Raw genomic sequence first — 25,229 nt, forward strand, 5'->3', positions numbered from 1 at the left:
CGGCGGGCTCGGCTGGTGCTGAGGGTGGTGTCGAGTCTGTTTTGGGGACCGTGAGCGCCAGCCGGCCTGCGCTGGCGAGCACTTGTCGTGGTTTTTCGGCGGGTTTGACCACTGTCGGTGCTCGCTGAGGGTGGCTGGCGAGCTCGGGTGGTGGTTATTCGGGCGGCGAAGGGGCCGTGGGTGCTCGCTGCGGGTGGGGCCGGGGAGTGCGGCCGGTCCGGGGGCGGTCTTTGAGGGCTGGCTGTGGGACTGGTTCGGGCGGCTGGGGCTGGTTGGGAAGGGGGCCTGACCTGGGGTGCGGTTCTTCCGGTGGGGAATGCGATTCTCCTGTGACGCCCGGCGAGTCGTGGCAGGCTAGCCTTTGTTATGGCAAATGCGACAAATGCCTCCCCTGATCCGGCGGCCGGTGCGAACCCGGCGGCCAGCGGTCGGCGTGCCCGCACCGAGCCAGTCCGCGGCCGCACTCAGCCGGCGCTGGGACGTGCCGAGCCGACCCGGGGGCGCAAGGAGACGACCCGGGGCCGTGTCGAGCCGACCCGGGCGAAGTCGACGTCCGCGGCCACCGCGACGTCGGCAAAGAGTGTTGTCACGGCGCGCGCCGACTCGGCGAAGAAGTCCACCCGCAAGGGCGCGGCCCTCGAGCCGATCAAGCCCTCGGCCACCAAGTCGACGGCGGGCGGTGCGGGTGCCGGAAAGTCGGTGACGCCCGGCACACCTGCTCGAAAGACGATCACGGCGGCTGCCACCGGAAAGCCGGCAACCGGCTCCGCCGGAAAGCCGGCAACCGGCTCCGCCGGAAAGCCCGCCAAGGGAACACCGGCGGGCAAGTCTGCTTCCGGAGCCGCCGCCGGGCGAGTGGCGAGCAGTGCGGCGACCAGGACAACTGGTAGTCGAGCGGCCGGCTCGGCGGCGACCGGGAGGGCGGCTGGTAGCCGGGCGGCCGGCTCGGCGGCGGGAAGGGCCGTCGGCACTCGAGTGGCTGGCGGAGCTTCGGCCGGGCGGTCGGTTGCCGGCCGGGTGACTGGCGGGAGCGCGGCTGGGAAGTCGGCGTCCGGTGCGGCTGCCGGGCGGGTGACCAGCGGGTCTGCGTCCGGTGCGGCTGCCAGGTCGGCCGGGCGGGGGAGCGCGGGGAAGGCGAGCGCTGCCGGAACTTCCGGGAAGGCCACGATGGCCCGGGCCGCCAAGGCCGCCCAGGCCGGTGACAGTGCGGCCGAGGCGCGGGCGGCGCGGCAGGCTGCTGCGGTGGGCAAACCGGCGCGGAGCCGGGCGGTGCCGGCCGAGACGAGCACCGCCGCGAAGCCCCGCAAGATCCTGTCCAGCGACACGCAGGGGACCGCCTATGCCGCGACCCCGCACAAGATCATCATCCGGGCCACCGACTCGATCCGACCGGCCTCGCACGCCGCCACGGACCCGGCGGAATCGACCACGCCCGGCGGCGGACGCCATCGGCTGAACGCTGAGCCACGCGAACCCTCAGCGGGCCGCCACCGACTGCCCGCGGAGAACCCGGCAACCGAGGGCGAGCCGCCGCTCCAACCGGCTGGGGATCCGGCGCCCATGCCGGACCCGTCCATCCGGCTGGTCGCGGCAGATCCGACATCCAGGCCGGTGCCGGGGGAGGACCGGGCCTTGGTGGCACCGGGAGAACCCGTTGCGGCGGGAGGAGGACTCCCGGACCGGTTGACGTCTCACATACCTCCGGGGGAGCCGCGAGCAGCGGACGACCCCCCGGCCCGGCACCGAGCCGACCAGCACCCCACCCACACTGCCGACGAACTGGAGCAGCCGCCCACCATGCGCCCGCGCCGCTCCGCCACACCGCAGCCCGCCGAGCCCCAGCCGCCGCTGCATCCCCAGAGCCAGGCCGAGAGCCCGGCCGAAGATCAGGCTGGACGCCACGCCGACAGCCGTGCCGGAGACCAGGCCGCGACCTCAGTCGAGACTCCGGCGGAAACGCCGGCCGTGACGCCGGTCCGGCACACCGGGGCCAAGCACGCGGCCCAGCCCCTGTCTGCTCGGCCGGTGGTCGATCCGGCGACGGGTCTGCCGCCCGGCATGACCCGCGGCATCCTGGAACTGGCCGCCGAGCGCCTGGCCGCCTCCCGGCCGGTCCCGCCGGACGACGACGGGGCCGAGGGAGCGGAGCCCGGGCAGCCGGGTGACGAGGGGCAGCGGTCGTCGTCCCGGCGAGGTGGCCGGTCGGCCGGACTGCGTGCTCCGAGCGCCCCCGCTGCCGGGACCCGGCCTGGTTCGGGTTCCCGGCCGCCGCTGTCGTCCCGGCCGCCCGCGGGCCCGCCCGAGGCGGTCCGCCCGCCGACCACCCCACTCGCCGCCGACCCCTACTTCCCGTCGGCCGCGAAACCGTCGGCTGCGAGGCCGTCGGGCGCGAGGCCGTCGGGCGCGAGGCCGTCAGCTGCGAAGCCGTCAGGCGCGAAGTCGCTCGGCGCGGAGGCAACGGGTACGGAGGCGACGGGCGCGGAGGCAGCGCCCACCGCCCGCCGGCTTCGGGGCACCCGTCCGCCGGTCGCCGAGCCGTTCGACGCCGAATCGGACCTGCGAGGCGAAGAAGGCCACGAGGGCCACGAGGGCCATGAGGGCCATGAGGGCCACGAGCAGGTGCTGCCCGAGCCGGAACTGCTGCCGGAACGCCCCACCCGCCGACGCCCGATCAACCGCCCGACCCAGCCCGCATCCCAGGCCCCGCTCACCCAGCAGCCGTCCGCGGCCCGGCCCGCGGCGCCCCAGATCCTGCCCGCAGCCGCCCCGGAGCCGACATATCCGACGCCAGCCGCGATCCCCGACACCGCGATCCCCGGCACCACGATCCCTGACGCCACGCTCCCCGGCTCCGCGCTCCCAGATCCGGAGGCCGCAGGTCCGGAGCCCACGAGCACCGCAGACGGCACCCCTCTGGCGCTCGCGCACGACACCGCCGAGCCGCCGCACCTGACCGCCGAGCAAGCCCGCCTCGCCGAGCAGGCCCGCTTCGCCGAGCAGGCCCAGCTGGCCGAGCAGGCCTACCTGGCCGAGCGAGCCCAACTCGCTCAGCAAGCTCACCCCGCCGAGCGAGCCCAACTCGCCCAGCAAGCAGGTCAAGCCCACCTTGAGGCCCAGGAAACCGACTGGTTCTGGCCGACCACCGACCACCAGCCGATCGGCCTCCCGGAGAGCGTCCGCCTCCCGGCGAGCACCCCCGAGGGCCTGTGGCACCCCGCCGACGAGCACCCCGCCGACGAGCACCCTGCCAACGAGCACCCCGCCGACGAGCAGCCCACCCGCGAGCAGCCGGTCTACACGGAACCTCCGGCCGCCGAACAGCCGACCATCGAGCAGGCGATCCCGCACCAGCCCGAGCCCGGCACGGCCGAGTCACCCGGCCAGATGCCGGTCGCGTTCCTGGACGCGCGAGATGCTGCTCCGGACTCGATCCTCGAGATCGATCGGCCCGGCCCGGCCCCGGAGGACACCGACGGGCACGCCGAGATCCGCGCGAGGCTGTCCCCGTCCGGGCGCAAGCTGCTCCGGCGCCGCCGTACGGTGACTTTCATGGCGTACATCCTGGTTGTCGCCATGGTCTTGGTCGTCGGTCATGAGTTGCGGGATCGGCAGCGACCGACCGCTTCTGATCGCCAAGCCGCGCAGCGGTCGGCGGAACCTGCCGCCCCGCAGCAGGATCAGGTCGGTCAGGCGCAGCAGGAGCCGGATGTGGCGGCGGAGACGGACCAGCGAGGCTCGGTGCAAGGTGCGGCCCCGGCCGCCGGGGAGTCGGCCGGCAAGGCCGGGGATTTCCGGTACGTCAAGACGCGCGGTCCGATGCTCGGCGAGTCCGGCAAACTGCACAAGTTCCGGGTGGCCGTCGAGGAGACCGTGACCGATGTCGAGCTGACCGATTTTGCCGAGTCGGTGGACAGCACCCTCGGTGACGACCGGAGCTGGATCGGCAGCGGCAAGCTGCGCCTGCGCCGGGTGCCGAAGTCCGATGGGGACGCCGAGTTCACCATCTACCTGGCCACGCCGGTCACGTCGGAGCGGATGTGCGCCACCGGTGGCCTGCACACCGAGGGTTTCACCTCGTGCCGGGTGCCGGGCAAGGTAGTGATCAACGCCGAGCGCTGGGCGACCGCGATCCCGGAGTACGAGGGCGAGCTCGACCAGTACCGCCAGTACGCCCTCAACCACGAGGTCGGCCACCAGCTCGGGCACGGTCACGAGGCCTGCCCCGGCAAGGGCAAACCGGCGCCGGTGATGCTGCCGCAGACGTACGGTCTGGAGGGTTGCGACCGCAACGCCTGGCCGTTCCGCAACGGCAAGCGGTACCAGGGCGAGCCGCGGCCGTAAATATTCCGCGATCCCGCATGTCGGGCCGGTGTCCGACGTCATGGGCAGATCAGCGCCGAACGAGCGACAATGGGCGGCGATCCTTACCACCGAACCCCGGGGAGTGAACTGTGGCTCTGCCCCCGCTCGTCGAGCCGGCTGCCGAGCTGAGCGTCGAAGAGATCCGTCGCTATTCGCGCCACCTGATCATCCCGGACGTCGGGATGGACGGGCAGAAGCGGCTGAAGAACGCCAAGGTCCTCGCCGTCGGCGCGGGCGGTCTCGGCTCGCCCACGCTGCTGTACCTCGCCGCGGCCGGCGTCGGCACGCTCGGCATCATCGACTTCGACACCGTCGACGAGTCGAACCTTCAGCGCCAGATCATCCATGGCGTCTCCGACATCGGCACGCCCAAGGCGGAGTCCGCGGCCCGGAGCATCGCCGAGGTCAACCCGCTGGTGAACGTGGTCATCCACAACACCGCGCTGGACCGCGACAACGTCAAAGAGATCTTCAGCCAGTACGACCTGATCGTCGACGGCACCGACAACTTCGCGACCCGGTACATGGTCAACGACGCTGCGGTCCTGCTCGGCAAGCCGTACGTCTGGGGTTCGATCTATCGGTTCGACGGTCAGGCGTCGGTCTTCTGGGAGGAGCACGGTCCCTGCTACCGCTGCCTCTACCCGGAGCCCCCGCCGCCCGGCATGGTGCCGAGCTGCGCCGAGGGCGGCGTCCTCGGCGTGCTCTGCGCGTCGATCGGCTCGATCCAGGTCAACGAGGCGATCAAGCTGATCACCGGCATCGGTGAGCCGCTCGTCGGCCGGCTGATGGTCTACGACGCCCTGGAGATGGAGTACCGCAAGATCAAGGTCCGCAAGGACCCGAACTGCGCGCTCTGCGGCGACAACCCGACCGTCACCGACCTGCTCGAGGACTACGAGGACTTCTGCGGCGCGGTCTCCGACGAGGCTCAGGAAGCGGTGACCGGCTCGACCATCACCGCCCGTGAGCTGAAGGAGTGGCAGGACTCCGGCAAGGACGTGTTCCTCGTCGACGTCCGCGAGCCGGCCGAGTGGGAGATCAACCGGATCCCGGGCGCGATCCTGATCCCGAAGGGCGACATCCTGTCCGGGGCGGCGCTGGCGCAGTTCCCGCAGGACCGGCAGATCGTGCTGCACTGCAAGTCGGGTGTGCGCTCGGCGGAGGCCCTCGCGGCTCTGAAGGCGGCCGGCTTCAAGGACGCCGTGCACGTTCAGGGCGGCATCGTGTCCTGGGTCAGCACCGTCGACCCGTCGCAGCCGACCTACTGATCGGACACTGCTGATCGGCATTGTTCACACTGGGGAGTATTGATCTTGACTCCCCAGTGTGACAGTTCGATCACCGAATCGGACCAATGCGACAGATGGTCGATACGTCCCGCGAATCACAGCTTTGCCGGGTAACGTCTCCACCGTGGTCGATATCGATGCCGCGATCGGGTACGTAGTCGCCCATGGTGACCCGGTCGAACGTGCCCGCCTGTCCTACCTGAGGACGGGCCAACCGGCGTCTCCAGAGATCATCGATCGGATCTCCGGTGGGCAGATGGCCGAAGGCGGCTGGCCCGCCTCCGCCGACGGCCAGGTTCCCTCCGTCGACGCCACCTGCTTCCGCCTCGGCGAGCTCGACGACCTCGGCGGCCTGCAGGCCGGTCCGGTCGCGGAGCGGGCTCTGCAGTGGCTGGCCGGCTCCCAGCGCGCCGACGGCACCTGGCAGGAGCACGAGTCGCTGGCCGGCGAGGCCCCGGCCTGGGCGCTGCCCGGCGACCCGGAGGCCACGCTCTATCTGACCTCGGTGGCCGGCTTCTGGCTGACCGCCGCCGCGGTCGAGAGCGACGCCTACCAGACCCGCGGCCGCTACACCGACGTCCTGGCCCGCGCGGCCGGGTTCGTGGTCTCCCAGCTGCGGCCGGACGGCTCCTGGCCGTCGTTCCTGGCGGCCGGCTGGCACACCGCCGGCCTGCTGCACCAGCAGCAGTATTTCTACGAGTCGTCCCGGGTGCAGCTGGTCCTCGGCGAGCGCCTGCCGAACATGTCGCCGGCCGACGTCGCCGCGATGGCGTCCGCGCTGCGCCGGGTCAACCTCGGCGACGACTGGCTGCTGCGGAACGCCCGCAAGCGGCTGGGCGAGACGCAGCGGACCGACGGCGGGTGGGACAGCAACGAGGGCCCGGTCTTCGACGTCAACGTCACGCTGACGGCGCTGCGAGCCTGCCGCTGACCCCGGCCGGGAATCGCTCCCGGCCGAGGTCGCTCCTGGCTAGAACAGCTTGTACTTCGCGCGGGAGACGGTGAATCCGTGCCCGCTCGACAGGTCGAGGCAGGTCACCCCGGCGTCCGTGACGGTGCACTTGAGGTCGTTAGACTTGATCACCGTCTGGTACGGGACCACCTCGAAGCTCTCGTTCTGCAGGCTGTCGCCGGCGCAGGTCAGCTGAGCCTTCTTGCCGTTGCCCATCGACACGCCGTTGCCCCAGTCCACGTGGCAGCTCTCCGGCGCGGCCGGCAGCTCCCAGTCGTGGTTCACGTCGCAGCGGACCGCGTTGGCCTCCGCCGTCATGAGGCAGACGATGCGGCGCGACGGGGTGTAGAAGCCGAACTCGTCCGGGGCCTCGCGGGTGGTGAGGCCGGCGTTGGCCGGGCTGCTCGCCGCCGACGAGCCGTGCGCGGCCGGGGGGATCGCCGACGGGCTGGTCTGCGCCGGGGCGGGCGAAGTGGGCGACGTGGTCGGAGCCGTGGTGAACTCCGTCGACGCGGCCACCTGCGAGGGAGGTCCGTGCGAGTCGCCGTCGGCGGTCGCGCCGGCCGCCACCGGGACGGCGATCACCAGGAGGGCGAGCACGCTCAGGGCGACCGCACGGTTGCGCTTACGCGTACGCACTGTCGCGCTTGTCGCCGCGACACCGTCGGGGCGCACGTAGGGGGCGGCCTCGTCGCGGAACTCGGCAAACGCGCTGGTGAGGATCTGGTCGTCGAAGTCAGGCACGGGTCTTCTCCTTCTCGGTGAGCTGAGCTGCCAGGGCGGTACGTCCGCGGTGCAGCCAGGATTTGACGGTTCCCTCCGCCACCCCTTCTTGGGCGGCGATCTCACTGACCGGCAGGTCGGCGAGGTAGTGCAGGATGACCGCGCGCCGCTGCTGGGCGGGGAGGGTGGCGAGCGCCTTGGCCAGGGCGACCCGGTCCGGGCTGGGAGCGGAGGCATATTCCTCACGCTGCCGGCGCATGAACAGCGCGGCGGTACGGGCCCGGCGCCACTGGCTGGTCGCGAGGTTCCAGGCGACGCGGCGCACCCAGGCGCCCGGGTCGTCGTACCGGGAGACCTTCTTCCAGCGGGCGAGCGCCCGGCAGAACGCCTCCTGCACGACGTCCTGCGCGGCGGCCATGTTGCCGGTGTACGCGAACAACTGGATCGTGAGGGGCTGGAAGAACGCCTGGTAGAACTCTTCGAAATCACCGTCCGAAGGCGGTCCGACGTCAGTCACCCCGTCGGCTGGGCCCCCGCTGCGCACCGTAACCACTCGTTCCTCGTTCCCCTCGACGACCGTCGTTCTCGGCCGGTTCGGGGATCACACGCGCATGGTGCGAGGGAGGTTGCAGGGAAGTTTGAAAAGTTTTCAGCCTCGCGTGTGACCGTTACCGGTCACTACGTACTTTGTGGAGGTCAGCTCGGGCAGGCCCATCGGCCCGCGGGCGTGCAGCTTCTGCGTGCTGATCCCGATCTCGGCGCCGAAGCCGAACTCGCCGCCGTCGGTGAACCGGGTCGACGCGTTCACCACCACCGCGGCCGCGTCCACGCCGGCCACGAACCGGCGGGTCGCGCCGAGCGACTCGCTCACGATCGCCTCGGTGTGGCCGGTGCCGTACAACCGGATGTGGTCCATCGCGTCGTCCAGCGAGTCCACGACCGCGACCGAGATGTCCGCCGAGAGATATTCGGTGCCCCAGTCGGCCTCGGTGGCGGCGACCACCGCGTCGTTGAACCCGGCGACCCGGGCGTCGCCGTGCACCGTGACGCCCGCGTCGAGCAACGACTCCAGCACCAGCGGCAGGAACGCGTCGGCGATCTCCGTGTGCACCAGCAGCGACTCGGCCGCGTTGCAGACCGAGTTGCGCTGGGTCTTCGAGTTCATCGTGATCGCCAGGGCCTTCTCCAGGTCGGCGGCGGCGTCCACGTAGACGTGGCAGTTGCCCACCCCGGTCTCGATCACCGGCACGGTGGACTGCTCGACGACCGTCCGGATCAGGTCGGCGCCGCCGCGCGGGATCAGCACGTCGACCAGGCCGCGGGCCCGCATCAGCTCCTTGACCGAGTCGCGGGTGGTGGCGTCCAGCAGCTGGATGGTGTCGGCCGGCAGACCGGCGTCGGCGACCGCCTTGCGCAGCACCGACACGATCGCGGCGTTCGACGAGAAGGCCGAGCGGGAGCCGCGCAGCAGGGCCGCGTTGCCGGACTTCAGGCAGATGCCGGCGGCGTCCGCGGTCACGTTCGGCCGGCCCTCGTAGATCATGCCGACCACGCCGAACGGCACCCGGACCTGCCGCAGCTCCAAGCCGTTGGCCAGGGTGGAGCCGCGCACCACGTCACCGATCGGGTCGGGCAGGGCGGCGAGCTGGCGCAGGCCGTCGGCCATCGCGGCGACCCGCTCCGGGCTCAGCGCGAGCCGGTCGATGATCGCCTCGGAGGTGCCGTTCTCCCGGGCGGTGCTGATGTCGACGGCGTTCGCCGCGACGATGTCACCCGCCCGCTCGACCAGGCGGTCGGCCATCAGCAGCAGCGCCGCGTCCTTCTCCGCGCGGGTGGCTCCGGCCAGGTCGATGGCGGCGATCCGGGCTGCGGCCGCCTGCTCCAGCACGCTCATGACAAACCTTTCAGAGAGTCTCAGAGGAGGACGAGGTCGTCGCGGTGGACGACCTCTCGTTCATAGCCCGGCCCGAGCGCCGCGGCCAACTCCGGAGTGGAGCGTCCGAGCAGCGCGGGGATCTCCACGGCGTCGTAGTTGACCAGCCCGCGGGCCACCGGCGTGCCGGAACCCGCGTCCACCAGGTCGACCGGGTCGCCGGCCGCGAACGACCCGTCCACCGCGGTGATCCCGGCGGCCAGCAGCGACTTGCGCCGGGCCACCACCGCGGCCACCGCGCCCTCGTCCAGGTGCAGGCGGCCGCGCGGCGCGGTGGCGTGCGCCAGCCAGTACAGCCGGGCGGCGGGCCGGGTCGCGGCGGCCTCGAAGAGCGTGCCCACCTCGTCGCCGGCCAGCGCGGCCGAGGCCAGCGGCGCGGCGGTCAGCACCACCGGGATGCCGAAGCCGGTGGCGATCCGGGCCGCCTCGACCTTGGTGACCATGCCGCCGGTGCCGACGCCGGCCTTGCCGGCCGCGCCGATCGTCACCCCGGCCAGGTCGGCGTCGCTGCGGACCAGCGGGATCCGCACCGAGGCCGGGTCGGACGGGCTGCCGGTGTAGAGCGCGTCCACATCGGAGAGCAGCACCAGCAGGTCGGCGTCGACAAGCGCGGCGACCAGCGCGGCCAGCCGGTCGTTGTCGCCGAACCGGATCTCCTCGGTGGCCACCGTGTCGTTCTCGTTGACGATCGGCAGCGCGCCCAGGTCGAGCAGTTTCCGCAGCGTCCGATAGGCGTTGCGGTAGTGCGCCCGCCGGGTCACGTCGTCGACGGTGAGCAGCACCTGGGCCACGGTCAGGCCGTGCCGGGCGAAACCGGCGGTGTATCGCCCGATCAGCAGGCCCTGGCCGACCGCGGCGGCGGCCTGCTGGGTGGCCAGGTCGCGCGGGCGGCGGCGCAGCTGCAGCGGGGCGAGCCCGGCGGCGATCGCGCCGCTGGAGACCAGGACGACCTCACGACCCGCGCCGGCCAGCCCGCCCAGGACGTCGACGAGGGTGTCCAGCCGCTGATCGTCGATGCCGCCCGACGCGGTGGTCAGCGAGGACGACCCCACCTTGACCACGATCCGGCGCGCGCCGGTCACCAATTCCCGCACCCGGCCCATTGTGCTCGGCCGCCTCGCGAAGATCCGTGTCCGATCCCATATCGTGGCCGGTGATGACACCGGAGGAGTACACCGAAGCGGTCCTGGCCCTCGTCGAGAGCATCCCGGAGGGCAAGGTGATGTCCTACGGGGCGGTCGCCGACGCGCTGGCCGAGCGGTCCGGGCGCAACTCGCCCCGGCTGATCGGCGGCATCATGTCCCGGCACGGCGGCGGGGTGCCGTGGCACCGGGTGGTGAACAGCGCCGGCCGGATGCCACCTGGCCACGAGCAGGAAGCGCGGGCGCGACTGCTGGCCGAGGGCGTACCGTTGCGCGGCGACCGGGTAGTGATCGACAAGGCCGGGTGGACACCTGATGAAGACCGGACAGGCGAGTAAAACCGCGTACAGCGCGGCGCGGTATCGCGCTGCGCACCAGGTGCTGGAGCAGGGCTCGATCTTCCGAGACCCGCTCGCCCTGCGCATTCTCGGCGGTGACGCGGAGGAGCTGCTGGCGGACGCGCCCCGGCGCGGGATGCGGCTGTTCATCGCGGCCCGGCACCGGTTCGCTGAGGATCACCTGGCGGCCGCGGTGGGCCGTGGGGTGCGGACCGCGGTGGTGCTGGGCGCCGGGCTGGACACGTTCGCGTACCGCAACCCGCACCCGGCGCTTCAGGTGATCGAAATCGACCACCCGGACACGCAGGTGTGGAAGCAGCAGCGGCTGGCCGAGGCCGGGGTGAGCCGTCCGGCGAGCTTGCGCTACCTCGGCGTCGACTTCGAGCGGGAGAGCCTGGCCGACCGGCTCGACCTGGCCGAGCCCGCGTTCTTCCTGTGGCTCGGGGTGGTGCCGTACCTCTCGGCCGAGGGCTTCGCCGCGACCCTCAAACGGGTCGCCGACCGGCCCGGCAACGAGGTGGTCTTCGACTATGCCCAGTCGCCGGAGCGGATGCCGGCCGCGCGCCGGGCCGCCCTGGAGGAGCGGGCCGCCCGGGTCGCCAAGATCGGCGAACCGTGGCTCACCTTCTTCGAGCCCGAGGAGATCGCCGCCGACCTCGCCGGTCACGGCTTCGGCGAGATCGAGGACCTGGGCCCGTCCGGCCTGGCCGCCCGCTATTTCGACCGCCCGGACGTCCCTCCGGAAACCGCCGGCGGTCACGTCCTGCACGCCCGCCGATAAAACCCTTTTCCGGTACGAGCGAGGAGCCCCCGCGTCAGGCCTCTCGGCCCACGCCCCCGCGCGTCCCGCGCGGCGTCCCGGCCGCTCCGGGCCGCGGCGCGGGTCCGGGTCACCCGCGCGAGCGCGGCCTCCGCGCTGATCCAGGCCGCGCCGCGGGTCGGGATCACCTCAGGCCCGCGAACGCCGCCGTCGCCCGCATCTGCCACTCGAAGAACCCGCGCCGGTCCTCGTCGATCGAGTTGTTCAGCTGGCCGTACAGCTCCGTGCTGATCGCGCCGCAGAGGTGCACGAAGCCGTACATCGTCGCGCCGACCAGGTGAGCCGGGGTGTCCAGGCCGAACTGCGCCGCGACGGCCGCCAACTCCTCGCCGAACCGCCCGGCCGGCTGCCCCGGCACCGCAGGGAGCTCCCCCGCGGCGAGCGCGTCCCGCAGCACCCCGGCCAGCAGCATGATCACCCGGATCGCCGACTCGATGGTGTCCTGCGGCGCCTCGTACCCGGGGACCGGGCTGCCGTAGATCAGCGCCCACTGGTGCGGGTTGGCCACCGCCCAGTCGCGGACCGCGTGCGAGATCGCCACCCAGCGCTCGACCGGGGCCACCGCCGGCGACGAGGCCACCGTCGCGGCTGCGTCGGCCCGCGCCGCCGCCGCGCCGACCGCCTCGTACGCATCAATGATCATCGCCGTGAGCAGCTCGTCACGGCTGGCGAAGTAGCGGTACACCGCGGACGAGGCCATCCCGAGATCGCGGGCGACGGCCCGTAACGAAAGGTTCGCCCCGTCGGTTGCCAGGTGGCGCTGGGCCACCTGCTTGATCTCTTCGGTCATCTCGGCCCGGACCCGGGCGCGCAGGTTGGCGGCAGTCATGGGAACCAGTGTGCCACGACGAGAGCACTGCTCTTGCATGGCGGCGAGAAACGTGTAATCGTTGTCCTCAACAGAGAGCACTGCTCGCAAAGGAGAACATCATGACGCACGTGATCATCGGTTCCGGTCCGATCGGCTCCGGGGTGGCCCGGATCCTGGCCGGGCAGGGTGAGCAGGTCCGGATCATCACGCGCAGCGGCAGCGGCCCGGAGCACCCGCTGATCGAGCGGGCCACCGCTGACGCGTCCGACGCACGCCGGCTCTCCGAGCTGTCCCAGGACGCCGAGGTGATCTACAACTGCGCGAACCCGAAATACACCGAGTGGGCCGACAAGTGGTTCCCGATGAACAACGCGATGATCGCCGCGGCCAAGGCGTCCGGCGCGGTCTACGCGATCACCGGCAACCTGTACGGCTACGGACCCCAGCCCGGCGGCCGGATGACCGAGGACAGCCCGCTCGCCGCCACCGGCCGCAAGGGCCGGATCCGGATCAAGATGTGGCAGGACGCCCTGGCCAGCGGGGTCCGCACCATCGAAGCCCGCGCCTCGGACTACATCGGCGGCGGCGCGGTCAGCACGATCTCGGCCGTGCTGCTGCCCGCGATCAATTCCGGTCGCGCGGCCTGGGCGCCGGCGAACGTCGACCTGCCGCACACGTTCAGCTACACCGGTGACATGGCCCGGACCCTGGTCACGCTGGCGCGCGACGAGCGGGCGCACGGCCAGGCCTGGCACGTGCCCTCGCCCGCGCCGGTCTCGTTCCGGCAGCTGGCCGCGCGGTACTGCGAGCTGGCCGGTGTGCCCCAGGTCAAGGTGCACAGCCTGCCCCGGTTCGTGATGCGCACGGCCGGTGTCGCCGTGCCGATGGCCCGCGAGCTGGCCGAGATGGACTACCAGTTCTACGCGCCGTTCGAGATGGACAGCTCGCGCACCGAGCGCACGTTCGGCCTCACCCCGACCGACCTGGACGTGGCCCTGCGCGAGACGGCTGCCGACGCCGAGGCGACAGCGGCCCGCAAGATGTGAGCGCAGGAAAAGCCCGCGAGATGTGACGACCGATCAGAGCAGCAGACCGACGCCACCGCGCCGTGGGTCACCGGCCGCACCGGCCTGGCCCACGGCGGTGACGCCGCCGAAGTAGTGGTTCAGGTCCGGCCACTCGACCACCTGCCACCCGGCGGCCCGCAGCGCGGCCAGCTCGGCCGGATCGCAGCCGTACTCCGCGTGGATGGTGTCCTCCACCGCGTGGAACCGGGGCCGGGCGATCGCGTCCGCCACGTCCAGCCCGTCCACCAGCACCCCGAGCAGCGTGTCCACCAGCGCCGTACGGATCCGGGACGCTCCCGCCGACCCGGCCGCCACCGCCAGCCCGTCATCCGGCCCGACCACCACGAGCGGGCACATGTACGACGACATCCGCCGCCCCGGCACCAGATCGTCGGTGAGCAGCTCTCCCTCGCCGAGCATCGAGTTGAGGTTTATCCCCAGCCCGGGCAGCCACACCCCGGCGCCCAGCCCGAGCGTCGTGGTGATCACGCAGGCGTTGCCCTCCGGGTCGACCACCGAGACGTTTGTGGTGTCGCCGAGTCGCTGCCCCCCGATGTTCCGCAGCGCCGAGGCCACCCCGACGGCCCGGCCCGGCCGGGTCAGGTCGACCGGCAGCGTGCCGATGGTGTCCACCGTCCGATTCAGGTCATGCCTGGCGCACACGCGGTATCCGGCCAGCTCGGCGTGGTCCACCGGCGCCTCGGCGACCCGGTAGCTGGACAGGTCGGCCGGTCCGAGCGTGCCACCGGCCGCGCGCACCGTGGTCACCATCAGATCCGCGTACTCCCCGGTGTAGAACACCTCCGGGCCGTCCGTCGCGAGAGCGTCCATGGCGGTGGACAGGCCCTGGTGGAAGAGCAGTTCGTCGCTCTCCAGCAGCCGGCCGCCGGGCTGGTACGGCGTCGCGCCGGCGCCGTACGCCAGGGCCGGCGCGCACGATCTCAGGGTCTGCGCGTGCGCGGCCGGCAGCAGCACGCCGGTCCGGGCCAGGCCGGCCGCCGGGGCGACCACCTCGGGCCAGGGCAGCCGGCCCCAGCGCCGGTGCACCTCGCCGAGCCCGGCCGGCACGCCCGGCACCGCCACGCTGGCCCCGCCGATCGAGTAGATCTGTGGCAGCCCGCCGAAGAACACGTCGACCGCGACCATCGGTTCCGGCTTCCGGTCGTTGTCCAGGCCTGGCACCGCGACGAAGAAGTCCAGGCAGGTGACTTCACCGGTGCGCGCATCGAAGAACGTGGCGAACCCGCCGCCACCGATCCCGGTGTAGATCGTCTCGGCGACGCAGCAGGCCAGGACCGCGGCGACCGCCGCGTCGGCGGCAGAGCCGCCCGCTTCGAGGATCCGCACCCCGGTGCGAGCGGTTGCCGGATGGCTCGCGGCGACGCCGGCCGCAACGCTTTCCATGCGAGCGAGCGTAGGCGGGAAGACCCGATCATGGTTACGATGCGCGTCGATGACGCCCGCCGGTCCCTCTCCCGTGGTAACCCAGGCGAGTGGCCTGCCCAGACGTGTTTTGGCTGGGTATGCCCTCGGGTCCCTGGTCACGGGCGCCTTCGGTACGGTGCCCGGATTGTTGCTTCTGCCGTATCTGACCGACACGCTGGGTGTCGCGGCGGGCGTATCCGGCCTGCTCGTGCTGCTGCCGAAGGCGTGGGACGTAGTGGTCAACCCGCTCGCCGGGCGGCTCTCCGACCGCAGTGGTACCCGCCGTCCTTTCCTCCTTGTCGCGGGACTATTGCTGGGCGTACTGTTTGCGGCCATCTTCGCGGCGCCGTTCTCCGGTGGCGCGGCGTCCGGCGCGTACGTCGCGATCGCCTTCCTCACGGCGGCTACCGCTTACGCGTTCTTCCAGGTCCCGTACGTCGCGATGCCCGCCGAACTCACCGACGGCTACGCGGAGCGGACCCGCCTGATGACCTGGCGGGTCGCGGTTCTGGCCCTGGCCATCCTGATCTCCGGCGCGCTGGCGCCGCTCGTCGTGGAGGCGACCGGCGGCGGCCGGGCCGGACACCGGTGGTCCGGGTTGTTCGTCGGCCTGCTGATCGTCGTGGGCACTCTTGCGACCTTTTTCGGTACGCGTGGAGCCGAGTCCCGCACCGCTCGGGACGCCGAACCGAGCCTCGTCGCCCAGCTCCGGGTCGCCTCCGCGAACGCGCCGTTCCGCGCGCTGCTGCTGTGCTGGATCGTGCAGGCCGCCGGGATCGGCACGATGCTCGCCGGGGTCCAGTTCTTCGCCGACCACGTGTTGCGCCAGGACGCCGGTGGGACGTTCCTCTTCGCCGCGTTCGTCGGCCCCGCGCTGCTGGTCATGCCGCTCTGGACGGCGATCGGCAAGCGCCACGGCAAGCTGCGCTCGCTGATCGCGGCCTCGCTGCTCTTCGCGACCGGCGCGTTGGTCCTGCTCGCCTCCCCGGCACTGCCCGCGCTCGTCGTCTACCTGGTCGTCGCGCTGATCGGCGCCGGGTACGCCGGCCAGCAGGTGTTCGCGATGTCGATGCTGCCGGACTGCATCGCCTACGACACCGCGCGCACCGGCCGCCGCCAGGCCGGTGTCTTCACCGGGCTGTGGACCGCCGGGGAGACCCTCGGCCTGGCCCTCGGCCCCGGCATCTACGCCCTGGTCCTGCAGGTTTTCGGTTACGTTTCGTCGGCGACCGGCGAGGCCGCGGCGCAGGACTCGACGGCCCGGCTCGGTGTGCTGCTCGGCTTCACCATCATCCCGGCGGTGCTGGTCGGCGTCGCGGTGCTGCTGCTGCGCGGGTACCAGGAGAGGATCGCGAAATGATCGACGCGCTTCCCGGGAAGGGTGTGCCCGCCGACCAGATCCTGGCCGAGTTGCGGGGGCTGCGCGGCGGCGACCTGCCCACCCACGGCGGCCGGCTCTTCGCCTACGTCTACGACCCGGCCCTGGACGGCCTGGACGAGCTGGCCCGTGCCGCGCACGCCGTCTCCGCCTCGGTCAACGGGCTCGACCCGACCGCGTTCCCGTCCCTGCTCGCGATGGAGAACGCGCTGGTCGGGGCGGCCGCCAAGCTGCTCGGCGGCAACGCCGGCACGGTCGGCAGCGTGACCAGCGGTGGCACCGAGTCACTGATCCTCGCGGTGAAGGCGGCCCGGGACGCGCACCCCGAGGTGGCGAACCCGAGGCTGGTGGTGCCGTCCACCGCGCACGCCGCGTTCGCCAAGGCCGCGCACTACCTGCGGGTCGCGCTTGACGTCGTACCGGTAAAAGATCTTCGGGCGGACCCGGCGGCGATGGCCGCCGTGATCGGACCGGAAACCGTGCTGATCGCGGCCTCCGCCCCGTCCTACGCGCACGGTGTGGTCGACCCGATCCCGGAGATCGCCGCGATCGCGGAAGAACGCGGCGTGCGGTTCCACGTCGACGCCTGCTTCGGCGGCTGGATCCTGCCCTACCTGCGGCGGCTCGGCGCCGACCTGCCCGACTTCGACCTGAGCCTGCCCGGCGTCACCAGCATCTCGGTCGACCTGCACAAGTACGCCTACGCGCCGAAGGGCGTGTCGATCCTGCTGCACGCGACCGAGGAGCTGCGCCGCCCGCAGTACTTCGCCTACGCGGACTGGCCCGGCTACACGATGATCAACCCGGTGATCTCGTCCACCCGCTCCGGCGGGCCGATCGCCGCGGCCCTCGCCACGCTGCGCTCGATCGGCGACGAGGGATATCTCGGCCTGGCGGCCTCGACCCGGGAAGCGGTCCGCATTCTCAGCGACGCGGTCACGGCCGTCGACGGCATTTTCCTGTACGCGCCGGCCGAGACCAGCGTGGTCTGCCTCGGCTCGGACGGCGTCGACCTGTTCGTGCTCGCCGACGAGCTGGCCGCGCGCGGCTGGCACACCCAGCCCCAGATGGCGTACCGGGAACTCGAACCCACCATCCACCTGACGGTGACCGCCGCGGTCCGGGCCACCGCCGAGTCGTTCGCCCCGGACCTGGCCGACGCCGTCGCGGCCACCCGCGCCCGCGGCCCGATCGCGCTGCCGGACCTGCCGCCGCTCACCCCGGAGATGATCACCCCGGCCCTGGTCGCCGAGCTGGCGGCCGGCCTGGGCCTGGACGGCGGCGACTTCAGCCGGATGGCGCCGGTGAACGCCCTGCTGAACGCGGCACCGCCGGCCCTGCGCGAGGCGTTGCTGACCGGCTTCCTCAGCCTCCTGCAGCGCCCGGCCGCGCTGACCGAGCCCCACCCGGATGCGTTAGGTTGACCCGATGGCCCTACCTGGAGTGCTCGGTGAACCCATCCGGTTCGTGCTGAACTGGGGTCGCCGCTATTCGCTCTGGGTCTTCAACTTCGGCCTGGCCTGCTGCGCGATCGAGTTCATCGCGTCCAGCATGAGCCGGCACGACTTCATGCGGCTGGGCGTCATCCCGTTCGCGCACGGCCCGCGCCAGGCCGACCTGATGGTCGTCTCGGGCACGGTCACCGACAAGATGGCGCCGGCCATCAAGCGCCTCTACGACCAGATGCCCGAGCCGAAATACGTCATCTCGTTCGGCTCCTGCTCCAACTGCGGCGGCCCGTACTGGGATTCGTACTCGGTCACCAAGGGCGTCGACCAGATCATCCCGGTCGACGTCTACGTCCCGGGCTGCCCGCCCCGCCCGGAAGCCCTGCTGCACGGCATCCTCCGCCTGCAGGAGAAGATCGCCGCCGAGCAGTCCGGCCTGGGCGGCGTCTCCCGCCCGGACCCCCTGGCCAAGGACGCCGCCACCCTGACCGCCCCCCTGATCCCCCGCCCCACAGCCTGAGCCCCTTGCGTGTGAAGTTGTGGTGCGCTCCGCACCCAAACTCCCCACGCTGGGTGCGTCACCCCCTTGCGTGTGAAGTTGTGGTGCGGTCCGCACCCAAACTCCCCACGCTGGGTCTGTCACCCCCTTGCGTGTGAAGTTGTGGTGCGGTCCGCACCCAAACTCCCCACGCTGGGTGGGCACGAGATGGGGTTCGGGGTGGCTCGGCCGGGCTAGCGTGATCGGCATGAGCGAAGCGTCTCGTGCTGACTTCATCGTTGACGTGCTGGCCCGTGAGTTCGGCGAGCTGATGGCGATCGACCCGGCGGCGTTCCGCCGCAAGTTCCGGAAGATGGCGGCGTCGCCGTTCGCGTTCTACCGGGGCAGCGCGTCGCTGTTCTACGCCGATCAGGTCGGCGACTACCGCGACGACAGTTATCTCGACGAGCGGACCAGCCGGGTGTGGATCCACGGTGACCTGCACGCCGAGAACTTCGGCACCTACATGAACTCGTCCGGCCGGCTGGTCTTCAACGTCAACGACTTCGACGAGGCGTATGTCGGGCCGTTCTCCTGGGATCTGAAGCGGTTCTCCGCGAGCGTCGCCCTGATCGGGTATTCCAAGGCGCTCTCCGACGAGGACATCACCGCCCTGGTCACCGCGTTCGCGGCGGCATATCTGACCGAGCTGCGGGCGATCGCGCACGGCGGCGACGACGCGATCGGCTCGATCACCCTGGAGAACGCGACCGGGACGCTGCGCCGGGTGCTGCAGGAGGCCCGGCTCAACACCCGGGTCGACCTGCTCGACGCGCAGACCACGGTCGACGACTACGAGCGCCGGTTCTCGCTCGGCGACGGGGTCTACGAGGTCGACGAGGACGTGGCCGCGCAGGTCACCGACGCGTTCCAGCGGTACCTGGGCACGCTGCCGGAAGCCGGTCGGCCGATCGCCACGCACATCAAGGACATCAAGCTGCGCAAGGGTGTCGGGATCGGGTCGGCCGGGCTGCCGTCGTACAACCTGCTGCTCGAGGGGCACACCGAGGCGCTGGAGAACGACGTCGTCATCTACATGAAGCAGGCTCAGGTGCCGGCCGTGGCGCGGTGGGTCGACGACGAGCGGGTCCGGTCGTACTTCCAGCACCAGGGTCACCGGACCGCCGAGTCGCAGCGGGCACTGCAGGCGCACGCCGACCCGTGGCTCGGGTTCACCGAGCTCAACGGGGTCGGGCAGCTGGTCGCCGAGGTGTCGCCGTACGCCGCGGATCTGGACTGGTCGGACGTCAACGAGCCGGACGAACTGGTCGGGGTGGTCGCCGACCTGGGCCGGGCGGTGGCCCGGATGCACTCGGTCGCCGACGACGAGTCGAGCCACGACCTGGTCGACTTCTCGACCGAGGAGGCGATCGTCGCGGTGGTCGACAAGGACGAGGCCGGTTTCGTACGGCATCTGGTCGAGTTCGCGCACAAGTACGGCGACCAGGCCCGCGAGGACCACCAGGACTTCGTCGACGTGTTCCGCAACGGCCGCATCCCCGGCCTGTAGGGCGGGTCAGCGGCGGACGACGCGTACCGCCACCCCGGCCTGCCCCCGAGCCTCCAGGTTGGTGTTCGTGTCGACGATCGTCGCCTTGGTGCCCTTCGGCATGGTGAAGTCGACGGTCTCGGGGGTGGCGGTGCCGAGGGGGCCGTCGGAGCAGCTCATGCCGAGCGTCTGGACCGGCTCGGTGATGAAGCCGGGGTTGCCGGGCTCCTCCCGGCCGACAGCGATCGTGAGGTATCCGGCTCCGACGCAGGCCGCGATGAGCCGGTAATTCCCGGGACCCATCGTCGCGTCGGTGAGACCGGAGCCCCCGCTGCTGGCGATGAAGTCCGACAGGGTGGACACCTCGCCGGCAGTGCCCGCAGTTCCGATCGCGTCGGTGGCGGCGGTCCGCAACCGATCCTGTGAGCCGGGGCCCATCTCGATCAGGTAGGCCACCGCGGTGCGCCCCTCCGCCACCGCGTCCGGGCGGACGTCCACGAGGACGTCCGTGCGGCCCACGAGATCCGGCTCGGCGACGCTCAGCGGAACGGAGACGACGGCCGGCGTCGCGGAACAGGTCAGGGTGGCGACGCTCCCGGCCACCCGCACGTCCGCGTGGCCCTGCGCGCCGACGCAGACCATCTTGACCAGGTAGTCGCCGGTGACGAGCTGGTGTGTCACGTGGAAGGCCTGGCCGAAGGAGTGGCCGAGCAGCGTCTCGTCCGGGGTCAGGCCGACCCGTTCGGCTGCCTGGGCGGCCAGCGCGTCCCGCTCGTCGTTGGTCAGCGTCGCGGGCGTGGGCGCGCTCGTGGTCAGGTGTGCCGGGACACCGAACCCGAGGCCGGCCGCCACCAGAACGGCCAGCCCGGCGGTCACCACTGCGGTCCGCCGGTGGCGCCGGCGCCGTACCGTGCCGCGGGCCGCTTCCACGCCCGGCGGGACGATCCGCGGCATCGTCTCGGAGCGCAGGTCGGCGAAGAGTCGCTCGAGTTGGTCGGTCATCGCTCGCCTCCGAGGGGTTCGGTCAGGTTGAGCTGGGTGGCCATCGCCGCCCGGCCGCGGTGCAGCCAGGACTTCACGGTCCCCTCGGCGACACCGCACCGGTGGGCGACCTCGGTGACCGGCATGTCGGCCAGGTAGTGCAGGACCAGGGCGCGGCGCTGGTTGCCCGGCAATCCGGCCAGCGCGGCGATCAGCGCCACCCGGTCCGGCTCGGGGCCGTCGGCCCACGGCTCGACGGTCGGTTGCCGGCGCAGGAAACCGATGGCGGTCCGAGCCCGGCGCCAGCGGCTGACCGCCAGGTTCCAGGCGACCCGGCGGATCCAACCCACCGGATCGTCGTACCGGGAGACCTTGCGCCAGCGGGCGAGAGCCCGGCAGAACGCCTCCTGTACGACGTCCTGGGCCTCCTGCCGATCGCCGAAGTACGCGAACAACTGCACGGTGAGGTCGGCGAAGTGGGCGGCATAGACCTCGTCGAACGTCGGCGGGTCACGGTGCACGGCGCTCGACGTCTCCGATCGGTGTTCGACGCTGGCTGTCACGACGACTACACGCGCGTGCCCGCCGGGAGGTTGCAGACGTTCGCCGGATCATAGGATGACGGGCATGACGCCCGAAGAGGTCGGAGAGCGGCTGATCCACCTGCTGGAGACGGACGATCCGGCGCAGGGAGCGGTCGCCGCGGGTGTGTCCGGTGGTGGCCCCGGTCACGCCCGGGCGGTGGTCGACGTGCCGGTCGCCCGCTGGTGGCACGCCGCCACGATCGCGCACGATCCGGGCGCGCTGGGCTGCGACTTCTTCGACTGGTTGTCGGCCGTCGACGAGGGCGACGACGGGTTCGACGTGATCGCCCACCTGTGGTCGACCCGGCGCCGGCACGGTGTGCTGCTGCGTGCCCGGGTGCCACGGGTCGACGCCGAGGTGGAGTCGCTGGTGGACATCTATCCCGGCGCGGCCTGGCACGAGCGGGAGACGTACGAGATGTTCGGCATCGTCTTCGCCCGGCACCCCGATCTGCGCCCGCTGCTGCTGCCGCCGGAGTTCGAGGGGCACCCGCTGCGCAAGGAGTTCATCCTGGCCGCCCGGGTGGCGAAACCGTGGCCGGGCGCCAAGGAGCCGGGGGAGTCCGAGGCCGGTACGGCCAAACGCGCCCCGATGCGCCCGCCCGGCGTACCCGACCCGAACGAGTGGGGTCCGATGAAGGGCAAGGTCCCCCCGCCGGAGGCACCGGCCCGCCCGGCGCGACCGGCCCGGAAGACGGACGGGGGCACCCCCTGATGCCGCTCTGGCTGGATCTGCTGATCCGGGTGGCCGCCGTGATGGTCGGCTTCCTGGTCCTCCCGTTGGTGGTCGGCCAGGCCGAGCACAAGGTCATGGCGCACATGCAGGGCCGGGTCGGGCCGATGTACGCCGGTGGCTTCCACGGCTGGGCCCAGCTCATCGCGGATGGCGTCAAGTTCGTACAGAAGGAGGACATCCATCCGGACGGCTCGGACCGGACCGTCTTCCGGTTGGCCCCGATCGTCGCCCTGTTCCCCTACCTGGTCGTCATCCTGACGATTCCGCTCGGCCCGAACGGCCTGGTGGCGCAGAACCTGGACATCGGCCTGTTCCTGGTGCTGGCGGTGCTCGGGATCGGCGTGGTGGCGGTGCTGATGTCCGCCTGGGCCTCGGCCAACAAGTACAGCCTGCTCGGTGGCCTGCGCGGCGCCGCCCAGCTGCTCGGGTACGAACTGCCGCTGGTGCTGGCCGCGGCGAGCGTCGCGATGGCGGCCGGCACGCTGAGCCTGCCCGGGATCGTCGAGGCGTGGCGCCCGTGGTGGCTGATCTGGCAGGCCCCGGCCGGTCTGGTCTTCTTCATCGCCGGGCTGGCCGAGATCCGCCGGCCGCCGTTCGACATGCCGATCGCCGACTCCGAGCTGGTCTTCGGCTACATGACCGAGTACACCGGCCTGCGGTTCGCGTTCTTCCTGCTCGCCGAGTACGTCGGGATCATCGTGATCGCCGGTCTGACCACGGTGCTGTTCCTGGGCGGCTGGCACGGCCCGGACGCCGAGCACCTGGGCTGGCTGTGGACGCTGCTGAAGGTCGGCGCGCTGTCCTTCGTGATCATCTGGTTCCGGGTGACGTTCCCCCGGATGCGCGAGGACCAGCTGCAACGCCTCTGCTGGCTGATCCTGGTCCCGCTGGCCCTGGCCCAGCTGGTCCTCACGGTCGCGGTGAAGTCGCTGCTCTGAGAAGGTGGGATCAGAGGTGCCGAGGCCGCAGGCGAGCGATCGGGATCTCGATGTCCCAAGGCGCGTTCAGCTTGATGGTCTCCGTGAAGATCCCCACGGGCTGGTAGACGTCTTCGCCGGGTGCCAACTGGTGAGCGTGCACCGTCAGACCGCCGCTTCGTTCGATCAGCCAATAGAACGGGATCCCGGCCTTCGCATACAGCGCGGGCTTCAACACCCGGTCCATGCTCTGCGAGCCGGGCGACACGATCTCCACGGCGAGCACGACTTCCTTCGCGATGAACTTCCCGTCTCGCTCGGCTGCCTCATCAGTCGTGACGAGCACGTCCGGAACGAAGAGTCGCTGCATCGAGAGGATGACGTCGTTGGACTGAGTGACGTGCAGATGCGCCGGGCAGCTTTCCTCCAGTGCCACCATCAATCGGGCGGCGAGGACCTGGTGGGTCGGCGCGGGTGAGGGGGTCACGTGAAGCACTCCATCGATCAGCTCGCGCCGCGTGCCGTCGTCGGGAAGAGCGTCGAGGTCGTCGACCGTCCAGCCGTTCTCCGGCTGGGTGTCGCTCATGTGGGCGAACATTCAGGCCTCCACAGCGGGCACGCTCCACCCGTCCACCAAGCCTACCGGAAGATCGGACGGGGTCGAGGTCGCGTCACCCGTCCGAAGCGGGCAGGATATGCCCTTGTGACTGATGACGGCGACCGCCCGGTTCCTGGCAAGGGTCTGATCAATGGCCTTGCCGTCACGCTCAAGACGATGACCAGGAAGACCACCACGCAGCAGTACCCGGACGTCGAACCGGACCTCCCGCCACGCAGCCGCGGTGTGATCGCGCTGTCCGAGGAGAACTGCACGGTCTGCATGCTCTGCGCCCGGGAGTGCCCGGACTGGTGCATCTACATCGACTCGCACAAGGAGGAGGTCGTCGTTCCCGGCGCCGCGCGCGCCCGCCAGCGCAACGTGCTGGACAAGTTCGACATCGACTTCTCCCTCTGCATGTACTGCGGGATCTGCATCGAGGTCTGCCCGTTCGACGCGCTGCACTGGACGCCGGAGTTCGAATACGCCGAGACCGACGTCCTCAACCTGCTGCACGACAAGGACCGGCTGGGCGACTGGATGCGGACCGTTCCGCCGCCGCCGGCCCACGACGTGCTCGGCGAGCCGTCCAAGGAAGAGGCGACCGCGGCACGCAAGGCCGCTGGTCCGGGCGCGGCCACTGCCGCCAAGACCGCAAGACCTTCCACGGTACGACCTGAGCCCCGTCCGGAGCCGGAACCGTGACCGTCGCCGACATCCTGATGATCGCCCTGGGTGCCCTCGCCGTCGGGTCCGGCGCTCTCGTGGTGACCAGCACCCACCTGGTCCGTTCCGGTCTCTACCTGGTGGTCAGCCTGGGCGCCATCGCCGGGCTCTACCTGGTCCTCGGCGCCGAGCTGGTCGCCTGGGTGCAGGTGCTGGTCTATGTCGGCGCCGTGGTCGTGCTGCTGCTGTTCGCGGTGATGCTGACCCGCGCACCGGTCGGCCCGTCCACCGACCTGGACCGCCCGATCGGCCCGTCCGCGCTGATCGGCGCCGGGATCGGCCTGGGCCTGGCCGCGCTCTTCGTCGACGCGTTCCACTGGATCGAGTACCCGCAGCGGGACCCGGGCACCGCCGAACGCCTCGGCGAGCAGATCTTCGGGACCTGGGTGCTGCCCTTCGAGGTGCTCTCGATCCTGCTGCTCTCCGCGCTGGTCGGCGCGATCGTGCTGTCCCGCCCAGACATCGGCGCCCGCCCGGCCCCGCCGGTCGAGGAGCCGGAGCCGGACGAGCCGGAGGACCCCGAGGGGCCCGAGGAGCCGGAGGCCCCCCAGGACGAGGAGAAGGACGCGGAGGTCCCGGCCTGATGCATGTGACGATTCCGTACGTCGTCGCCGCCGCCCTGTTCGGGCTGGGTGTCTACGGTGTGCTGCGCCGCCGCAACGCGATCCTGGTGCTGATGGCCGTCGAGCTGATGCTCAACGCGGTCAACCTGATCCTGGTCACCGCGGACGTCTCGTTGCAGTCCGCGCTGCGCGGGGTGCCCGGCGAGGCGTGGGCCGCGCCGAACTCGCAGGCCGGCTCGGGCGGTGTGTTCGCGCTCTTCGTGATCGTGCTGGCCGCCGCCGAGGTCGGTGTCGGGCTGGCGATCGTGCTGCAGTACTACCGGATGCGGAAGGCCGTCGCGATCGACGAGGTGCCGCTCGCCGAGGAACAGGTGACCGAGTGATCGCGGGTTGGCTCGGGGCGCTG

Annotated in this window: 25 protein-coding genes; 15 read left to right on the forward strand and 10 right to left on the reverse strand. The window is 71.6% G+C overall.

Annotated elements, in window-relative coordinates:
• Positions 1-464: 464 nt before the first annotated feature.
• A complete protein-coding gene (locus tag Apa02nite_RS14265) occupies positions 465-809 on the reverse strand; it encodes a hypothetical protein (RefSeq protein WP_203825411.1) in 345 nt (114 codons plus the stop codon).
• Positions 810-2,025: 1,216 nt separating this feature from the next.
• Between Apa02nite_RS14265 and Apa02nite_RS51030 the strand changes: the two genes are divergently transcribed.
• From Apa02nite_RS51030 to Apa02nite_RS14280, 3 genes are all read left to right on the forward strand, one after another.
• Positions 2,026-4,341 (forward strand): DUF3152 domain-containing protein, encoded by a 2,316-nt coding sequence (locus tag Apa02nite_RS51030; protein WP_239164313.1) that lies wholly within the window; start codon positions 2,026-2,028, stop codon positions 4,339-4,341.
• Positions 4,342-4,451: 110 nt separating this feature from the next.
• On the forward strand, positions 4,452-5,633 hold the full coding sequence (moeZ, locus tag Apa02nite_RS14275) for an adenylyltransferase/sulfurtransferase MoeZ (protein WP_067695958.1): 1,182 nt from the start codon (positions 4,452-4,454) through the stop codon (positions 5,631-5,633).
• 145 nt (positions 5,634-5,778) lie between these two features.
• Entirely contained in the window at positions 5,779-6,585 is an 807-nt protein-coding gene (locus Apa02nite_RS14280) for a prenyltransferase/squalene oxidase repeat-containing protein (protein WP_067696216.1), read from the forward strand.
• A 39-nt stretch (positions 6,586-6,624) separates the two neighbouring features.
• Here Apa02nite_RS14280 and Apa02nite_RS14285 read toward each other — a convergent pair whose 3' ends face one another.
• The 4 genes from Apa02nite_RS14285 to proB all read right to left on the reverse strand — a co-directional run bounded on the left by Apa02nite_RS14285 (position 6,625) and on the right by proB (position 10,356).
• Entirely contained in the window at positions 6,625-7,350 is a 726-nt protein-coding gene (locus Apa02nite_RS14285; RefSeq protein WP_203825412.1) for a DUF6636 domain-containing protein, read from the reverse strand.
• Positions 7,343-7,846, reverse strand: coding sequence for a SigE family RNA polymerase sigma factor (locus Apa02nite_RS14290; RefSeq protein WP_203825413.1), 504 nt, complete (start codon positions 7,844-7,846; stop codon positions 7,343-7,345). The genes Apa02nite_RS14285 and Apa02nite_RS14290 overlap by 8 nt, the downstream gene beginning before the upstream one ends.
• 132 nt (positions 7,847-7,978) lie before the next feature.
• Positions 7,979-9,223, reverse strand: coding sequence for a glutamate-5-semialdehyde dehydrogenase (locus Apa02nite_RS14295; protein ID WP_203825414.1), 1,245 nt, complete (start codon positions 9,221-9,223; stop codon positions 7,979-7,981).
• Positions 9,224-9,243: 20 nt separating this feature from the next.
• Positions 9,244-10,356: a glutamate 5-kinase gene (proB, locus tag Apa02nite_RS14300; RefSeq protein WP_198171005.1), complete on the reverse strand. Its 1,113-nt coding sequence runs from the start codon at positions 10,354-10,356 to the stop codon at positions 9,244-9,246.
• A 62-nt stretch (positions 10,357-10,418) separates the two neighbouring features.
• On the opposite strand from proB, the gene Apa02nite_RS14305 reads away from it, so the two are divergent.
• Both Apa02nite_RS14305 and Apa02nite_RS14310 read left to right on the forward strand, forming a co-directional pair.
• Positions 10,419-10,742 carry an MGMT family protein gene (locus Apa02nite_RS14305; RefSeq protein WP_203825415.1) on the forward strand — a complete coding sequence of 108 codons (324 nt, stop codon included), beginning with the start codon at positions 10,419-10,421 and terminating at the stop codon, positions 10,740-10,742.
• Entirely contained in the window at positions 10,720-11,523 is an 804-nt protein-coding gene (locus Apa02nite_RS14310; protein WP_203825416.1) for a class I SAM-dependent methyltransferase, read from the forward strand. Before Apa02nite_RS14305 ends, Apa02nite_RS14310 begins: the two co-directional genes overlap by 23 nt.
• 163 nt (positions 11,524-11,686) lie before the next feature.
• Here Apa02nite_RS14310 and Apa02nite_RS14315 read toward each other — a convergent pair whose 3' ends face one another.
• Positions 11,687-12,391, reverse strand: a complete 705-nt coding sequence (locus Apa02nite_RS14315) for a TetR/AcrR family transcriptional regulator (protein ID WP_203825417.1) — start codon at positions 12,389-12,391, stop codon at positions 11,687-11,689.
• A 101-nt stretch (positions 12,392-12,492) separates the two neighbouring features.
• Between Apa02nite_RS14315 and Apa02nite_RS14320 the strand changes: the two genes are divergently transcribed.
• Positions 12,493-13,419, forward strand: coding sequence for an NAD-dependent epimerase/dehydratase family protein (locus tag Apa02nite_RS14320; protein WP_307871963.1), 927 nt, complete (start codon positions 12,493-12,495; stop codon positions 13,417-13,419).
• A 33-nt stretch (positions 13,420-13,452) separates the two neighbouring features.
• On the opposite strand, the gene Apa02nite_RS14325 is transcribed toward Apa02nite_RS14320, so the two are convergent.
• Complete coding sequence (locus Apa02nite_RS14325) at positions 13,453-14,844, reverse strand: gamma-glutamyltransferase (protein WP_203825418.1); 1,392 nt, start codon at positions 14,842-14,844, stop codon at positions 13,453-13,455.
• Here Apa02nite_RS14325 and Apa02nite_RS14330 point away from each other — a divergent pair.
• The 4 genes from Apa02nite_RS14330 (at position 14,843) to Apa02nite_RS14345 (ending at position 19,739) form a co-directional block, all read left to right on the forward strand.
• Positions 14,843-16,225, forward strand: coding sequence for an MFS transporter (locus tag Apa02nite_RS14330; protein ID WP_203825419.1), 1,383 nt, complete (start codon positions 14,843-14,845; stop codon positions 16,223-16,225). The genes Apa02nite_RS14325 and Apa02nite_RS14330 overlap by 2 nt on opposite strands.
• Positions 16,222-17,667, forward strand: coding sequence for a pyridoxal phosphate-dependent decarboxylase family protein (locus Apa02nite_RS14335; protein ID WP_203825420.1), 1,446 nt, complete (start codon positions 16,222-16,224; stop codon positions 17,665-17,667). The genes Apa02nite_RS14330 and Apa02nite_RS14335 overlap by 4 nt, the downstream gene beginning before the upstream one ends.
• A gap of 4 nt (positions 17,668-17,671) precedes the next feature.
• The gene (locus tag Apa02nite_RS14340; protein WP_203825421.1) at positions 17,672-18,211 is read left to right on the forward strand and encodes an NADH-quinone oxidoreductase subunit B; all 540 of its coding nucleotides are present in this window, start codon (positions 17,672-17,674) and stop codon (positions 18,209-18,211) included.
• A 226-nt stretch (positions 18,212-18,437) separates the two neighbouring features.
• Positions 18,438-19,739, forward strand: a complete 1,302-nt coding sequence (locus Apa02nite_RS14345; protein WP_203825422.1) for a DUF2252 domain-containing protein — start codon at positions 18,438-18,440, stop codon at positions 19,737-19,739.
• A 6-nt stretch (positions 19,740-19,745) separates the two neighbouring features.
• Here Apa02nite_RS14345 and Apa02nite_RS14350 read toward each other — a convergent pair whose 3' ends face one another.
• Both Apa02nite_RS14350 and Apa02nite_RS14355 read right to left on the reverse strand, forming a co-directional pair.
• Complete coding sequence (locus Apa02nite_RS14350) at positions 19,746-20,720, reverse strand: hypothetical protein (RefSeq protein ID WP_203825423.1); 975 nt, start codon at positions 20,718-20,720, stop codon at positions 19,746-19,748.
• On the reverse strand, positions 20,717-21,262 hold the full coding sequence (locus Apa02nite_RS14355; RefSeq protein ID WP_373872937.1) for a SigE family RNA polymerase sigma factor: 546 nt from the start codon (positions 21,260-21,262) through the stop codon (positions 20,717-20,719). Before Apa02nite_RS14355 ends, Apa02nite_RS14350 begins: the two co-directional genes overlap by 4 nt.
• A gap of 64 nt (positions 21,263-21,326) precedes the next feature.
• Here Apa02nite_RS14355 and Apa02nite_RS14360 point away from each other — a divergent pair, with 64 nt between their 5' ends.
• Together Apa02nite_RS14360 and Apa02nite_RS14365 are read left to right on the forward strand one after the other, a co-directional pair.
• Entirely contained in the window at positions 21,327-21,998 is a 672-nt protein-coding gene (locus Apa02nite_RS14360; protein ID WP_203825424.1) for an NADH-quinone oxidoreductase subunit C, read from the forward strand.
• Positions 21,998-22,957, forward strand: a complete 960-nt coding sequence (locus Apa02nite_RS14365) for a complex I subunit 1/NuoH family protein (protein ID WP_067696003.1) — start codon at positions 21,998-22,000, stop codon at positions 22,955-22,957. Before Apa02nite_RS14360 ends, Apa02nite_RS14365 begins: the two co-directional genes overlap by 1 nt.
• Positions 22,958-22,967: 10 nt before the next feature.
• Here the strand turns inward: Apa02nite_RS14365 and Apa02nite_RS14370 are convergent, their stop codons facing one another.
• Positions 22,968-23,522: a Uma2 family endonuclease gene (locus tag Apa02nite_RS14370; protein WP_239164315.1), complete on the reverse strand. Its 555-nt coding sequence runs from the start codon at positions 23,520-23,522 to the stop codon at positions 22,968-22,970.
• Between the two features lie 189 nt (positions 23,523-23,711).
• On the opposite strand from Apa02nite_RS14370, the gene Apa02nite_RS14375 reads away from it, so the two are divergent.
• From Apa02nite_RS14375 to nuoK, 3 genes are read left to right on the forward strand one after another with little or no spacing between them, the layout of a single operon-like run.
• Positions 23,712-24,239: a 4Fe-4S binding protein gene (locus tag Apa02nite_RS14375; RefSeq protein ID WP_373872938.1), complete on the forward strand. Its 528-nt coding sequence runs from the start codon at positions 23,712-23,714 to the stop codon at positions 24,237-24,239.
• Positions 24,236-24,844, forward strand: coding sequence for an NADH-quinone oxidoreductase subunit J family protein (locus tag Apa02nite_RS14380; protein WP_203825426.1), 609 nt, complete (start codon positions 24,236-24,238; stop codon positions 24,842-24,844). The genes Apa02nite_RS14375 and Apa02nite_RS14380 overlap by 4 nt, the downstream gene beginning before the upstream one ends.
• Positions 24,844-25,206 carry an NADH-quinone oxidoreductase subunit NuoK gene (nuoK, locus tag Apa02nite_RS14385; RefSeq protein WP_067696015.1) on the forward strand — a complete coding sequence of 121 codons (363 nt, stop codon included), beginning with the start codon at positions 24,844-24,846 and terminating at the stop codon, positions 25,204-25,206. Before Apa02nite_RS14380 ends, nuoK begins: the two co-directional genes overlap by 1 nt.
• Positions 25,207-25,229 lie beyond the last annotated feature (23 nt).

The organism is Actinoplanes palleronii, from assembly GCF_016862315.1.
GTDB classification, from domain to species: Bacteria; Actinomycetota; Actinomycetes; order Mycobacteriales; family Micromonosporaceae; genus Actinoplanes; species Actinoplanes palleronii.

What these genes read in the sequence shown, in the direction of transcription:
- Apa02nite_RS14295 (WP_203825414.1), bottom strand. Translation starts at nt 9,223, where the DNA reads ATGAGCGTGCTGGAGCAGGCGGCCGCAGCCCGGATCGCCGCCATCGAC.
- Apa02nite_RS14305 (WP_203825415.1), top strand. Translation starts at nt 10,419, where the DNA reads ATGACACCGGAGGAGTACACCGAAGCGGTCCTGGCCCTCGTCGAGAGC.
- Apa02nite_RS14310 (WP_203825416.1), top strand. Translation starts at nt 10,720, where the DNA reads ATGAAGACCGGACAGGCGAGTAAAACCGCGTACAGCGCGGCGCGGTAT.
- Apa02nite_RS14315 (WP_203825417.1), bottom strand. Translation starts at nt 12,391, where the DNA reads ATGACTGCCGCCAACCTGCGCGCCCGGGTCCGGGCCGAGATGACCGAA.
- Apa02nite_RS14320 (WP_307871963.1), top strand. Translation starts at nt 12,493, where the DNA reads ATGACGCACGTGATCATCGGTTCCGGTCCGATCGGCTCCGGGGTGGCC.
- Apa02nite_RS14330 (WP_203825419.1), top strand. Translation starts at nt 14,843, where the DNA reads ATGCGAGCGAGCGTAGGCGGGAAGACCCGATCATGGTTACGATGCGCG.
- Apa02nite_RS14325 (WP_203825418.1), bottom strand. Translation starts at nt 14,844, where the DNA reads ATGGAAAGCGTTGCGGCCGGCGTCGCCGCGAGCCATCCGGCAACCGCT.
- Apa02nite_RS14335 (WP_203825420.1), top strand. Translation starts at nt 16,222, where the DNA reads ATGATCGACGCGCTTCCCGGGAAGGGTGTGCCCGCCGACCAGATCCTG.
- Apa02nite_RS14340 (WP_203825421.1), top strand. Translation starts at nt 17,672, where the DNA reads ATGGCCCTACCTGGAGTGCTCGGTGAACCCATCCGGTTCGTGCTGAAC.
- Apa02nite_RS14345 (WP_203825422.1), top strand. Translation starts at nt 18,438, where the DNA reads ATGAGCGAAGCGTCTCGTGCTGACTTCATCGTTGACGTGCTGGCCCGT.
- Apa02nite_RS14350 (WP_203825423.1), bottom strand. Translation starts at nt 20,720, where the DNA reads ATGACCGACCAACTCGAGCGACTCTTCGCCGACCTGCGCTCCGAGACG.
- Apa02nite_RS14360 (WP_203825424.1), top strand. Translation starts at nt 21,327, where the DNA reads ATGACGCCCGAAGAGGTCGGAGAGCGGCTGATCCACCTGCTGGAGACG.
- Apa02nite_RS14365 (WP_067696003.1), top strand. Translation starts at nt 21,998, where the DNA reads ATGCCGCTCTGGCTGGATCTGCTGATCCGGGTGGCCGCCGTGATGGTC.
- Apa02nite_RS14370 (WP_239164315.1), bottom strand. Translation starts at nt 23,522, where the DNA reads ATGAGCGACACCCAGCCGGAGAACGGCTGGACGGTCGACGACCTCGAC.
- Apa02nite_RS14375 (WP_373872938.1), top strand. Translation starts at nt 23,712, where the DNA reads ATGACCAGGAAGACCACCACGCAGCAGTACCCGGACGTCGAACCGGAC.
- nuoK (WP_067696015.1), top strand. Translation starts at nt 24,844, where the DNA reads ATGCATGTGACGATTCCGTACGTCGTCGCCGCCGCCCTGTTCGGGCTG.